Source organism: Rhizobium sp. 9140, from assembly GCF_900067135.1.
In the GTDB taxonomy this organism is placed as follows: domain Bacteria; phylum Pseudomonadota; class Alphaproteobacteria; order Rhizobiales; family Rhizobiaceae; genus Ferranicluibacter.
Window position 1 is genome coordinate 463462 of sequence record NZ_FJUR01000002.1, and the last position, 12699, is coordinate 476160.

The window sequence follows — 12699 nt, forward strand, 5'->3', positions numbered from 1 at the left end:
TCAGCCGCTGCAATTGTGCATATCGACGGCAGAAACGAGCGGAAGACGCATGAGTGATCCGAAACGGGTAGCGATCATCGGTGCGGGAATGGCAGGACTGACGCTCGCCCGCGCCCTTGCCGGCCATGCCACCGTCCGCATCTTCGAAAAGAGCAAGGGCATCGGTGGACGGATGGCGACGCGCCGGATCGAGGACATATCCTTTGACCACGGCGCCCAGTATTTTACGGTCCGCGACGCGCAATTCCGTAACATGCTGGACGCGGCTGCGGCCGATGGCGCCGTGGAGCACTGGAACCGGGATATCGTCTCCCTGCCGGCAGCACCGCAAAACGACGCGCGAGCAAACGACGCACGATATGTCGGCAAACCCGGGATGAATGCCCTGCCGAAATGGATGGCGAGAGGCTGCGATATCACCTTCAATGCCGAGATAAGCTTCATCTCCGGTACGCCCGGAAACTGGACCGTGACGACGGAAGCCGGTGAGGACGGCGCCTTCGACTGGGTCATCGCAACAGCGCCCGCGCCGCAGTCGGCAGCGCTGCTCCCGCCCGCCTTCGCTCATCATGCGGCCCTGCGCGCGATCCGCATGAATGCCTGCTTCACCTTGGTGGTCACGTTGAAGCCCGGTGCGGCAACCCCTTTCGCGGCCGCGCGCCTTGACGATCCGGTCATCAACTGGATCTCTCGCAACGACACGAAGCCCGGCCGCGATAATGTGCCGAACCTTGTCGCCAATGCCGGCCCGGAATGGTCCGACCGGCATGTCGAGACGCCGCTCGAAAGCCTGCGGGAGCAGATGATCGAGGCCGTGCACCGGTTCATCCCGCTGGACACCACCGAGGCGGAAAGCGCCGTCATCAAGCGCTGGCGCTATGCGAACGTCGCGCGATCTGCCGGCCAGCCGTTCCTGCTCGACCGGAAGCAACAGCTTGCCAGTTGCGGCGACTGGTGCATTGCCGGCCGCGTCGAAGCGGCTTTCCAGAGCGCAAGCCGGCTTGCAGACGCTCTTCTCCCCGCTGTCAGGGAAACAACGCAATGACGACACTGTCGAAAACCACCTCGACACTGCTGACCTATGCCGGCGCCTTGCCCTTCTGGCTGCTGCTGGCCGCGCCCGCCGCCTTCCTCGGCATCGATATGGGCGAGGCGTTCCTCGCCTACGGCGCCGTCATCTCGGCGTTCATGTCGGGCACACTCTGGGGCGTCGCGCAGATGGGCAAGGCAGGACTTGCGGCGATCGTCGCCAGCAATGTGTTCGCGCTGCTGTCCTTCGCGACGCTGCTGATCCGCCAACCCGCCCTCTCCGCCGGCCTGCAATTGATCGTTTTCGCTCTGCTGCTTCTTGCCGACCGGATCATCCTGGCAAACGATCTCGAACACAGGTGGTATGCCAGACTTCGGACGCGCGTGACGATCATCGTCGTGTTTGCCTATGTTGCGATGCTCTACCGACTGGCATAGACCGGCAAAGAATAATGCGAGGAGCGAAACGATATGCTGCTACTGAACAAACCGCGCGGATCAGGCCCTTATCCGGACCGGGACATCGCCTGCCAGGAGGCCGTCGAGCAGACGTTCCTCGACATCGCCAAGGGGCTGACGCCCGAGAACATCGTGGAGACCGCCTCCGGCCGCCTTCCGTCCCCGCTTCAGCGTCTGGCAAAGGAAGCGGAAAAGGTCGGCTGGGGACTGGAGGAGGCGGAGGTCGCCATCAGCGAACTCGCCCAGAACCTGCTGGACGACATGTCGGAGATGTAGGCGGCATAAAGTCTCGGCAGACAAGGCCGAGATGAAGCGGTCGTTGCAGGCAACCGTCAGGACCTGTGAAACCTCCGCTTGAGAAAGCTGGATGTCCGATATTTGACGCCAGCCGGGCGTTCGGGATCGGCCATGTCCGATTCCGCCATCAGATCTTCCGCCGCGGTGAGGTCACGCATCGCCACGGGCACCAGCCGGCGTCCCGTCTCTGCCGTCAGCACCTCGATGGCCTTCACCAGGGACCCATATTCCGCGATCGCGGCAGCCACCTCGTCCTCATGGTGCCCGAGATGTTCGCCGATGAGCGCGTTTCGGCAGGCGGCGATCTTCTGCGCCATCTGCGGTTGGTCGGGGCGGGCCTCGATCAACACGTCGCATTCCGTATCGTAGCCCATCGACCGATTGTTGAGATTGGCGGAACCGAGCTTCAGGATGCGGTCGTCGGCGATCATGATCTTGGCGTGAACATAGATCGGCGTGTTCGCATCGTTGACGGGATAGAGGATGCGGAACCTGTCGAAACGGTCGGCGTCGCGAACCAGCTTCATGAGGCGGATGCGGGCGGAGTCCATGGCTTTGGCTTCCAGCCACCCGTTTGCCCCTTCTGGATTGACGACGACGATCTCCGGTCCGTCCGGTTCTTCCAAACGTCTGGCTAAGGCCTCGGCGATACGGCGGGAGGCGAAATACTGGCTTTCGATGTAGAGCGTCTCGCGCGCGGCGGCGATGATGGCGAGCGTTGCGGTCTCGATTTCCACGACCTGCTGCCGCTCGTCATATTGCGGCAGCGTGCGGGAGATGCCCACGTCGATATCGCGGAAATCGACGGCGAGATCGTCCGGCCATGCGTCCGATCCGCTCTCGACCGGCTCCAGCGTATCACCCGTCGCTTCCTGCCAGCGGGCGCGCGCGAGTTCGGCAAGAGTTGCGGCGGCCTTGCCGGAGAAGCACGTCGTCGCGTCGTGCCAGGGCTCCTGCGCAAATCCCAGCGGCGAGCGGCGGCGCTTGTCCTTTTCCAGATGCTCCGACGTATCCCACCGCCCAACCGTCATGTCGATACCGCCACAGAAGGCGACCTCATCGTCGATGACAAGAAGCTTCATATGATGCGCCGACAAGGGCGGATGAGCACTGTCGAGCTTCAGGCTGACGCGGTCAGAAAACAGCCAGCCGAGCATATAGACCGGCGTCTCTCCCCGGACGAGGGAAGCGAACAGGCCCATATCCCATTTGAGAATGCGGATGTTCAGGGCATCGTTGCGCTCGGCCAGCCAGTTCAGAAAGCGTCCGAGCTTGTCGGGAGATCCATCCGTGCTCTTTCCCGGCACGAGATCGATACGCGTATCGAAATCCCAGCCGATCAGCAGGATCGACTTTTTTGCCTTCATCATCGCCTGCCGGGCATGACGAAAAAAGGCCTCGGCATCAACGATGACCGAAAGCCGGTCCGCCCGGGCAACCCGCCAACAGGTCTGCCGTTCCACCAGAAGTGTCTGCATCGCCTCTTACATTCCCTACACGGTCGGAGCAGCGGAGATAGGGCTCGATCGCCGCCCGGCCATCTCCATTTGCACAAGAACCTTCGCGCCGGCAGACGGAAAACGGAAGCGCTACGAAGAACTTACGAAATGGCCGTTGAAAACGGGCCGCCGGGGTGTAGCTTCCTGACGGGATGAGGTAGATGCAATGTGGAGGAATTCATCATGGTCAAACTGTTGCCCGCGCTCGTCGCGGCAGGCTGCGTGGCAGCTATCATGGTAAGCGTGCCCGCTTTCGCTCTTGAGCCGCCCGCCTCCCCGCCGGCCGACACGCCTCTGAAGGCATTCGTGACGTCGGTCGAAGCGAATAAGTCGATCACCTTCCGGCTCTTCGCTCCGGCCGCCAAATCGGTGGCCGTCGTGCTCGGCCAGCGAGAGCCGATGATGATGGCCCGTGGCGAGGACGGTGTCTGGACGGCGAAGAGCGACGTTCTCGCACCGAACCTCTATGAATATTACTTCAACATCGACGGCTTTCGCAGCATAGATCCCGGCTCCCATCAGCCGAAGCCACAACGACAGGTGAACACGAGCCTCGTTCTCGTTCCCGGCAGCATTCTCGACACACGCGACGTGCCGCATGGCGACCTGCGTCTGGTGACGCTGTCATCCAAGGCGCTGAAATCCCAGCGTCAGATGCATGTCTACACGCCGCCTGGCTATACGGATACCGTGGAGCCTCTGCCCGTCGTCTATCTCTATCACGGGTTCGGCGACACGGTGGACTCCTGGGTCACCCAGGGGCGCGCACCCCAAATTCTCGACAATCTGCTGGCCGAAAACAGGATCAAGCCGATGATCGTCGTCATCCCGGATACGGAGGCCGACATTCCCGAGGCCATCGCCGAGAACTTTCCGGCGGCCCAGCGCCGCAAGGACTTTTATCCGATCAATGCCGACGCTATCGACCGGGAGCTGATCGAGGATCTCATTCCCTACATGGAAAAAACCTACCGCGTGCGCACGGATGCCGACGCCCGCGCCATTGTCGGGCTGTCGCAGGGCGGGTATCAGGCGCTGGTTTCCGGTCTCTCGCACCTCGGCACCTTCGGCTGGATTGCGACCTTCAGCGGCGTCTCCACCACGACGGTGCCCAACACGGCGGTCGATGCGGCGCTGAACGCGCCGGACACGATGAACAAGGCGCTGCGGAACTTCACCGTGACGGTCGGGTCGAAAGATACGGTCACGGGCAAGGATATCGCCGGGCTGAAAAAGACGCTGGACGAGAAGAAGATCGTCCACGAGTACCACGAATACAAGGACCTCCAGCACGAGATGGACGTCTGGCGACCTTCGCTGGTCACTTTCCTGGAGAAGGCTTTCCAGTAGACGCTCGGCAAGTAGACGTTCGGGCCGCCATATCGAGGCCGTGCAAGAACCCGGCTGTGGCGAGACGAGCCTTCGACGTGCTCCTCTCGCCAATCTGCCGGGCATTGGTTAGATATCGGGACGCTTACTGACCGCTCTTACCGGCCAGGCGTGGCACTCCGGCCTCAGGCGCGGCATTATAGACATCCGGCACATACATGTCCGCCGGGACAGGCTTGCGGTAGTAGTCCGCGTTGCGTGCGCGGTCCGGCAGCTGGACGGAGGGCTTGGGAACGTCCTCGTAAGGGATCTGCTGCAGGAGATGCGAGATGCAGTTCAGGCGCGCCTTGCGCTTGTCCACGGCATCGACCACCCACCAGGGCGTTTCCGGGCGGTGCGTGCGCTCTAGCATGTCCTCCTTGGCCTTGGTGTAGGATTCCCAGTGAATGCGGCTTTCCAGATCCATCGGGGACAGCTTCCACTGCTTCAACGGATCCCGGATGCGCATATTGAAGCGGAAGGCCTGCTCTTCATCTGTGATCGAAAACCAGTATTTGATCAGGATGATACCGGAGCGCACGAGCATGTTTTCGAACTGCGGCACGGACTGGAAAAACTCTTCCAGTTCGTCGGGGGTGCAGAACCCCATCACCCGCTCGACACCGGCGCGATTGTACCAGCTGCGGTCGAACAGCACGATTTCGCCGGCCGTGGGCAGGTGCTGGACGTAACGCTGGAAATACCACTGGTGGCGTTCGCGCTCGGACGGCGCGGGCAGCGCGACCACACGGCAGACGCGGGGATTGAGCCGCTGGGTCACGCGCTTGATGGCACCGCCCTTGCCGGCGGAGTCGCGGCCCTCGAACAGCACGACGACCTTAAGCTTCTTGTGCTGGACCCAATCCTGCAGGCGCACGAGTTCGTGCTGGAGACGGAAAAGTTCCTGGAAATAGACCTTGCGGTCGAGAAGCGGTTCGGCTGTCGGGTTCGTGCCCTCCTCGAGGAGGTCGTCCAGACGATCCTCTTCCATCTGCATTTCCAGTTCCTCGTCGAAACTGTCGACAATTTCCGCCTTGATGCGCGCGAGCTGGGCTGGGTCGTTGATATTCATGAAGGCTCCGTGACGGAAGGAAGGCATTGATCAACGCTGGAGCTTAATACATGCCCTGTGTCAGCAGGATGACGATCGCGGAATGTTGCGACGGTAAGATGTTCAGCTATCGCTCATTTTGCGGGCCATTCCGCAAACGCATTGACACGCAATGCGTCTTCCGGCCCTGTTCGGGCGTGCAGCCGTGAGCGCTGCACGACGATTCCGAGAGAAGCACCACGTCGATGGCCGGGTAAGCCCTGACATCGGCCTTGAAAGGACCTTGCGTTGGCGACAGGCTTGATAGCGCTACTGGATGACATCGCGGCCATTGCGAAGCTCGCGGCCGCATCCCTCGACGATGTCGGCGCGCAAACGGCAAAGGCCAGCATCAAGGCTGCAGGCGTCGTCATCGACGATACGGCGGTCACGCCGACCTATGTCGTCGGGCTATCGCCAAGCCGCGAACTGCCGATCATCTGGCGGATCGCCAAGGGGTCGCTCCGCAACAAGCTCGTCTTCCTGCTGCCGGCCTGCCTGCTCATGGGTGCGTTCGTGCCGTGGCTGATCACGCCGCTGCTGATGATCGGCGGCACCTATCTTTGCTTCGAGGGCGCCGAGAAGATCTACTCCGCTTTATCGGGCCATGGCCACGCCGACACCGCCGGCGCTGCGACCCTCGATCCGGCTACACTCGAAGAACAGAAGGTCGCGGGCGCCATCCGCACGGACTTCATCCTCTCGGCCGAGATCATGGCGCTGACGCTTGCAGGCGTGTCCACCTCGAACTTCGCGACACAGGTCGCAGTCCTCGCCGCCGTCGGCATTCTCATCACGGTTGCTGTCTACGGCGTGGTCGCGTTCATCGTCAAAGCCGACGATATCGGCCTCCATCTGGTAGCGACGGGCGGGGACATCAGCAAGACAATCGGGCACGGTCTCGTCAAGGGCGTTCCGGTCTTCCTGCAGATCCTTGCGATCGTGGGAACCGCCGCCATGCTCTGGGTCGGCGGCAGCATCGTCATTCACGGCCTTGCCGAATTCGGGTTGCACCAGCCGGAACATATCGTGGAAGGTGCCGCGGGCTTCGCGGTCATGCTCATACCCGTCCTGCCACACGTCGTTCACTGGCTGGTGGCGACCCTGGTGCAGGCGATCTTCGGCGCCATCCTCGGCGGCATCGTCATCCTGCTCCTCCAGGCCTTCAAGCCGCTCTTCGCCGGAAGCAAGGCTTAGGCGGCAAAAGCAAGCGTCTGCGGCCTGTTTTCTGAAATGTGATGCGTGCCTCATACACAGAATGATCATCACCATGCAAAGCGGTCTTGCGGGATTGCGCATCTGATCGCATAAGCCGTGCATGTCTGATTCACGTATTTTCGTTGGCCTCAAGTCTGCCAAGAAGAAGTCCAAAGCCGCCGAGGCCCCCACGGGGCCGCAGTGTCAATGGCATGGGTGCGAAAAGGTCGGCACGCATCGCGCGCCGGTCGGTCTTGGAGGCGAAGGCCTGTTCCTGATGTTCTGTCTCGACCACATCAAGGAATACAACAAGGGCTACAACTTCTCACCGGATCTGTCCGACCCGATCGTTGCGCGCTACCAGCGCGAAGCGATCAGCGGTGCGCGGCCGAGCTTCGGCAAGCCGATCGTGGAAGCCACCGAATTGCCGATGCCGTTCACTGTGCGCTCGGGCTCGGCAAAGTCGCTGAACGCCCGGAAAAGTGCGGCCGAACGCCTGATGCAAAAGCGGGAGGCACAGGCGCGAAAACTGAAGGTGCTCGAGGCGAAGGCCTTCGAAACCCTGGGGCTCCCGCACGACGCCACGCCGGACCAGATCAACCGGCGCTACAAGGAACGCATCAAGCTGCACCACCCGGATAGTAACGCTGGAAACCGGGCGTCCGAGGCGGAGCTTCAGGCGACGATTGAGGCGCACAAGATCCTCAAGCTCAACGGCTTCTGTGGATAGGCCGTTAGCCCTCTCCAATCCTGCAAGTCTCACGGATCGGTGAATGACGCCTGTTGCGGGGTCGTGCCGGCCGCACGGTAGACCGTCACCACGGCGAAGAGCGCCTGCGTCATGCGCTCGCGAACACCTTCGTCACCGAACGCGCGACGCCGGCACCGCCTACATCTACACACGGCATGGCCCGAACCTCAGGCGTCTTCCGGATACGCAGGCCCTCCGGCTGTCCTTCGAGGATAACAGGGCTACCGGCGTGGAGGTCGTCCATCGCGGGCGGACGCGCATCCTCACGGCACGACGGGAGGTGGTGCTGGCCGGCGGCGCCTTCGGCACGCCGCAACTTCTGATGCTTCCGGGCATCGGCCCGGCGGAGCAACTGCGTCAGCACGGCATCGCCGTCGTGGCGGATCGGAACAAGGTGGGCGCCAATCTCAGGATCATCTCGACCATATCAGCAGCCGGCTCGTGCGCGGCGGTGGCGTCATCGGAACGACCCCCGTCGGCTCGATCCCGCTTCTTCGCGGGGTCCTGCCCTTCCTGCCGGGCAAGCGCGGAAACCTCTCCAGCGATTTCGCCGAAGCCGGCGGCTTCGTGCGGTCCTCGCCGTCCGTCGATCGGCCCGATCTCCAGTTTCACTTCACCATCGGCCTTGTCGAAAACCACGCCCGCCGCATCATTCTGAAGACCGGCATATCCCTCCATGTCTGCGTTCTGCGTCCCGCGAGCCGCGGCTCGGTGCGACTGCGGACCCGGCAAGCGCGCTCCTCATCGACCCCCGCTATCTCTCGGATGCCGGCCACATGCAGACGCTCGTGAAAGGCGTGTGCAGCGCCGAGCATATTCTGCGGCAACCGGCTCTGGCGCAGCACAAGGGCCGCCCCTATCGTACCCTCGACCCGCAGGACGATGCAGCCATAGCAGCAAGCATCCGCGCGCATGCCGATACGATCTACCATCCCGTCGGCACCTGTCGCATGGGCAGCGATGCGGCATCCGTGGTCGATCCGGAGTTGCGCGTCCGCGGGGTCACCGGTCTGCGCATCGCCGACGCCTCGATCATGCCGACGATCGTCAGCGGCAATACCCAGGCCCCGAGCGCGATGATCGGCGAGCGCGCCGCAGATCTGATCCTTCGATCGGCGAACGGGTGGAACGCGCGATGACCGACCTCCACGCCCTGCTCTCGGCACAACGCCAGGCCTTCACGGCCACCCTGCCCGAGCCATATGCCTTGCGCATCGACCGGCTGAAGCGCGCCGCATCGCTGATCCGCGATAATGCCAAAGCCTTCTGTGCGGCGCTTTCGGAGGATTTCGGACATCGGAGCATCGAGCAATCGATGCTGACCGATATCGCTGTTTCCATCGGCGCGCTCGATCACGCCGCCAGACATCTGCGCGCCTGGTCGAAGCCGGAGCGCAGGCCGCTTCCGTTTCCGCTCACGCTGCTCGGCGCGCGGGCGCATGTCGAATACCAGCCGAAGGGTGTCGTCGGTATCATCGCGCCGTGGAACTTCCCGATCAACCTCATCATGACGCCCATGGCCGGCGTACTTGCGGCCGGCAACCGCGTCATGGTCAAGACCAGCGAGTATACGCCGGCAACGAATGCCGTCTTCGAAGCGGTCGTGGGCCAGTATTTCGCACAAGACGAACTCTGCTTCGTCAGCGGCGGCCCGGAGTTCGGTCAGGCCTTTGCCGGCCTCGCCTTCGACCACCTGATCTTCACCGGCGCGACAGGCATCGCCCGTCACATCCTGCACGCCGCCGCTGATAATCTCGTACCCGTCACGCTGGAGTTGGGAGGCAAGTCGCCCGTGATCGTCGGCCGCAGCGCCGACATCGGGCGCGCAACCGGACGCGTGGCGTTGGGGAAGATGCTCAATGCGGGACAGGTCTGCCTCGCGCCCGATTACATGCTGGTGCGGGACGCGGACAAGGAGGCTGTCGTTGCCGGATGGAAGGCCGCGGTTATCAGGATGTACCCGACCGTTCTCGACAATCCGGATTACACCTCGATCATCAGCGACCGGCATGTCGCGCGGCTGAAGGGGCTTGTGGACGACGCCCGCGCGAAAGGCGCGCGTGTGGAGGTCGTCAATCCTGTGAACGAGAATTTTTCCGCCGCAAACGGTCGCAAGATGCCACCTTACGGCTTGTTCTCGCGTCTGTCTGTCCGGCAGAAGATCGGACGCACGCGAGGGAGAAAAGGACAGGCGCCGGGCGAAGACCCTTGACGCGGCAGGTTCTTTTATCGCGGTTTCCGCATTATTGCTCGCGCAAGACGCAGGGATGCTTATAGTCGCACCGTTGATGCGAGGAGCATGACCCACGGGGAGGAGAGACCGTGTCGCAAACCATTGCCTTCCTGCCGCCGCGGGCCGATGTGCTGTCGCAGCGGGCCAGGATTATCGCGGATCTTGCCACCCTTCTGCCGGAGGGCGGTCTGGTGCATGAGGTGCGCGAGCTGGTGCCGTTCGAAACGGATGCCTATGTCGCCTACCGGCAACTGCCGCTGGCCGTTGCCCTGCCCCGAACGACGCAGGAGGTGTCTGCCGTCCTGGAATATTGCAACCGCCACGGCATTCCCGTCGTCCCGCGCGGGGCGGGCACCTCGCTTTGCGGCGGCGCCATTCCCCAGCCGGATGCTGTGGTGCTCGGCCTGTCGCGCATGTCCGCCATCCTCGACGTCGATCTCGAGAACCGGGTCGCGCGGGTGCAGGCCGGCGTGACGAACCTGTCGATCTCGGAGACCGTCGGGCCGGAGGGATTCTTCTATGCGCCGGATCCGAGTTCCCAGCTTGCCTGCACCATCGGCGGCAATATCGGCATGAACTCGGGCGGCGCGCACTGTCTGAAATATGGCGTGACCACCAACAACCTGCTGGGCGTGACGCTGGTGCTGATGGACGGCACGGTGATCACGCTCGGCGGCAGCCACCTCGATGCGGCAGGCTACGATCTGCTTGGCCTTGTCTGCGGCTCGGAGGGGCAGCTCGGCGTCGTGACGGAGGCGACGGTGCGAATCCTCGCGAAAGCCGAAGGTGCCCGGCCGGTCCTCTTCGGCTTCGCGACCTCGCACGAGGCGGGCGCCTGCGTTGCCGATGTCATCGCGGCCGGCATCATCCCGGTCGCCATCGAGTTCATGGACAAACAGGCCATCGAGATCTGCGAGGCCTTCGCCAAGGCCGGCTATCCCCTGCATGTCGGCGCGCTGTTGATCATCGAGGTCGAGGGTTCGGAGGCCGAGATGGAGGCGATGCTGGCTGCCATCGTCGCCATCGCCCGCCGCCACGGCGTGATGACGGTGCGCGAGAGCCAGTCGGCGACCGAGGCTGCCCTGATCTGGAAAGGCCGAAAGTCCGCCTTCGGCGCAACCGGGCGTATCGCAGACTATATCTGCATGGACGGCACCGTGCCGCTCGGCAAGCTCTCCCACGTGCTCCAGCGCACGGAGGAGATCTGCACCGGGCTCGGCCTGCGTGTCGCCAACGTTTTCCATGCTGGCGACGGCAACATGCATCCGCTGATCCTGTTCGATGCCAACGACCCCGCGGAAGCGGCAAAGGCCGAGGTGGCCGGCAACGAGATCCTCAAGGTCTGCGTGGAAGCCGGCGGTTGCCTGACAGGCGAACACGGCGTCGGCATCGAGAAGCGCGATTTGATGCGGTTCCAGTTCTCCGACGCCGACCTCGCCCAGCAGATGGCCGTGCGCTATGCCTTCGACGCCGACTGGCTGCTGAACCCGTCCAAGGTCTTCCCGCTCGACGGACGGCCCGCCGCATGAACGATGTCCACTATCCCAAGATCGAAGCAGAAGCCTGCGACCTAATCCGGCAGGCAGCGGACACGGGAACGGCGCTCTCCCTCATCGGCGGCAACACCCGCGCGGGTCTGGGCAACCGGGTTTCAGCCGATGTCGTCCTCTGTTCCACCGGTCTCGCCGGCATCGTGGAGTACGAGCCCGGCGAAATGGTGATGACGGCGCGCTCGGGTACGCCGCTCTCGGAAGTCGAGGCGGCCCTTTCCGCCAACAACCAGATTCTCGCCTTCGAGCCGGTGGATCACCGCGGCATGATGGGCACGCAGGGTGAACCGACCATCGGCGGCGTGTTCCTCTCCAACGCCTCCGGCCCGCGCCGCCTGTCGGCCGGCGCGGCGCGCGACAGCCTGTTGGGCCTGCGTTTCGTCAACGGTCGCGGCGAGGCGATCCGGTGCGGCGGGCGGGTGATGAAGAACGTGACGGGGCTCGATCTCGTCAAGCTTCTGGCCGGCTCCCACGGTACGCTCGGCTTCGTCACGGAGGTTACATTCCGCGTCCTGCCGCGGCCGGAGAGCGAGGCAACCATCGTGCTCAGCGGCCTCGACGATGCCACGGCCGCGCGGGCGATGGCGGCGGCCATGGCGCAGCCTGCCGATGTTTCCGGCGCCGCGCATATCCCGCAGGCACTGGCGCAGACGCTCCCGGATGCTGTCGGGAAGGCTGGAGCCTTGACGGCTCTGCGACTGGAGGGCCTCTCGGCTTCCGTTGCCGTGCGGGCCGCCTCGCTGGCCGCAAGGCTGTCGGCGTTTGCGTCGGCCGCGATGGTGGAGTCTGCTGCAAGCGCCCGGCTCTGGCGCGCGATCCGCGATGTCACGCCTTTGCAGGCGCTTCAGAATCGGCCGCTCTGGCGGATATCCGTCGCGCCGACCGCGGGTTATCGGTTGATCGCGGCGCTCCGGCGACAGGCCGATGTCGATGCGCTCTACGACTGGCAGGGCGGGCTCGTCTGGTTGCAGATAGGTGGCGAGCTACAGGCCGATGTCCTGCGCCGGACCATCGCAACCGTCGGCGGCGGGCATGCCACGCTGATACGCGCATCCGCCGATCAGCGGGCCGGCATCTCCGCCTTCGAGCCGCAGCCGGCGCCGATCGCGGCGTTGTCGGCGCGCATCAAGGCCAAGCTCGACCCGCTCGGCATCTTCTCTCCGGGCAGGATGGCACCCGACGCGGGGGCGAATATACGGATAGCAGACAGGGCGGGATAGCGACGG

Annotated in this window: 13 protein-coding genes; 10 read left to right on the forward strand and 3 right to left on the reverse strand. The window is 63.7% G+C overall.

Features of this window, described 5'->3' with window-relative positions; genetic code table 11:
• The first annotated feature begins 49 nt into the window (after positions 1-49).
• The 3 genes from GA0004734_RS19470 to GA0004734_RS19480 are packed head-to-tail and all read left to right on the forward strand — an operon-like array spanning position 50 to position 1764.
• Positions 50-1045, forward strand: a complete 996-nt coding sequence (locus tag GA0004734_RS19470; RefSeq protein WP_092937122.1) for an NAD(P)/FAD-dependent oxidoreductase — start codon at positions 50-52, stop codon at positions 1043-1045.
• Entirely contained in the window at positions 1042-1467 is a 426-nt protein-coding gene (locus GA0004734_RS19475) for a DUF3429 domain-containing protein (RefSeq protein ID WP_092937125.1), read from the forward strand. The genes GA0004734_RS19470 and GA0004734_RS19475 overlap by 4 nt, the downstream gene beginning before the upstream one ends.
• Positions 1468-1500: 33 nt before the next feature.
• On the forward strand, positions 1501-1764 hold the full coding sequence (locus GA0004734_RS19480; RefSeq protein ID WP_092937127.1) for a hypothetical protein: 264 nt from the start codon (positions 1501-1503) through the stop codon (positions 1762-1764).
• 56 nt (positions 1765-1820) lie between these two features.
• Here the strand turns inward: GA0004734_RS19480 and GA0004734_RS19485 are convergent, their stop codons facing one another.
• A complete protein-coding gene (locus GA0004734_RS19485) occupies positions 1821-3263 on the reverse strand; it encodes a phospholipase D-like domain-containing protein (protein ID WP_092937129.1) in 1443 nt (480 codons plus the stop codon).
• A gap of 204 nt (positions 3264-3467) precedes the next feature.
• Here GA0004734_RS19485 and GA0004734_RS19490 point away from each other — a divergent pair, with 204 nt between their 5' ends.
• A complete protein-coding gene (locus GA0004734_RS19490) occupies positions 3468-4634 on the forward strand; it encodes an esterase (RefSeq protein WP_092938190.1) in 1167 nt (388 codons plus the stop codon).
• Positions 4635-4758: 124 nt separating this feature from the next.
• Here the strand turns inward: GA0004734_RS19490 and ppk2 are convergent, their stop codons facing one another.
• A complete protein-coding gene (gene ppk2 / locus GA0004734_RS19495) occupies positions 4759-5724 on the reverse strand; it encodes a polyphosphate kinase 2 (protein ID WP_092937131.1) in 966 nt (321 codons plus the stop codon).
• A gap of 267 nt (positions 5725-5991) precedes the next feature.
• Between ppk2 and GA0004734_RS19500 the strand changes: the two genes are divergently transcribed.
• On the forward strand, positions 5992-6939 hold the full coding sequence (locus GA0004734_RS19500; protein ID WP_092937133.1) for a DUF808 domain-containing protein: 948 nt from the start codon (positions 5992-5994) through the stop codon (positions 6937-6939).
• Positions 6940-7060: 121 nt separating this feature from the next.
• Positions 7061-7669 carry a J domain-containing protein gene (locus GA0004734_RS19505; RefSeq protein ID WP_092937135.1) on the forward strand — a complete coding sequence of 203 codons (609 nt, stop codon included), beginning with the start codon at positions 7061-7063 and terminating at the stop codon, positions 7667-7669.
• A 378-nt stretch (positions 7670-8047) separates the two neighbouring features.
• On the opposite strand, the gene GA0004734_RS26485 is transcribed toward GA0004734_RS19505, so the two are convergent.
• A complete protein-coding gene (locus GA0004734_RS26485) occupies positions 8048-8368 on the reverse strand; it encodes a hypothetical protein (protein ID WP_245292550.1) in 321 nt (106 codons plus the stop codon).
• A 2-nt stretch (positions 8369-8370) separates the two neighbouring features.
• Between GA0004734_RS26485 and GA0004734_RS19515 the strand changes: the two genes are divergently transcribed.
• The 4 genes from GA0004734_RS19515 to glcE all read left to right on the forward strand — a co-directional run bounded on the left by GA0004734_RS19515 (position 8371) and on the right by glcE (position 12693).
• Entirely contained in the window at positions 8371-8829 is a 459-nt protein-coding gene (locus GA0004734_RS19515; protein ID WP_280949525.1) for a GMC oxidoreductase, read from the forward strand.
• Complete coding sequence (locus tag GA0004734_RS19520) at positions 8826-9902, forward strand: aldehyde dehydrogenase family protein (RefSeq protein ID WP_092937137.1); 1077 nt, start codon at positions 8826-8828, stop codon at positions 9900-9902. The genes GA0004734_RS19515 and GA0004734_RS19520 overlap by 4 nt, the downstream gene beginning before the upstream one ends.
• A gap of 110 nt (positions 9903-10012) precedes the next feature.
• Positions 10013-11452 (forward strand): FAD-linked oxidase C-terminal domain-containing protein, encoded by a 1440-nt coding sequence (locus GA0004734_RS19525; RefSeq protein WP_092937139.1) that lies wholly within the window; start codon positions 10013-10015, stop codon positions 11450-11452.
• Positions 11449-12693, forward strand: a complete 1245-nt coding sequence (gene glcE / locus GA0004734_RS19530) for a glycolate oxidase subunit GlcE (RefSeq protein ID WP_092937141.1) — start codon at positions 11449-11451, stop codon at positions 12691-12693. Before GA0004734_RS19525 ends, glcE begins: the two co-directional genes overlap by 4 nt.
• The last annotated feature ends 6 nt before the right edge of the window (positions 12694-12699 follow it).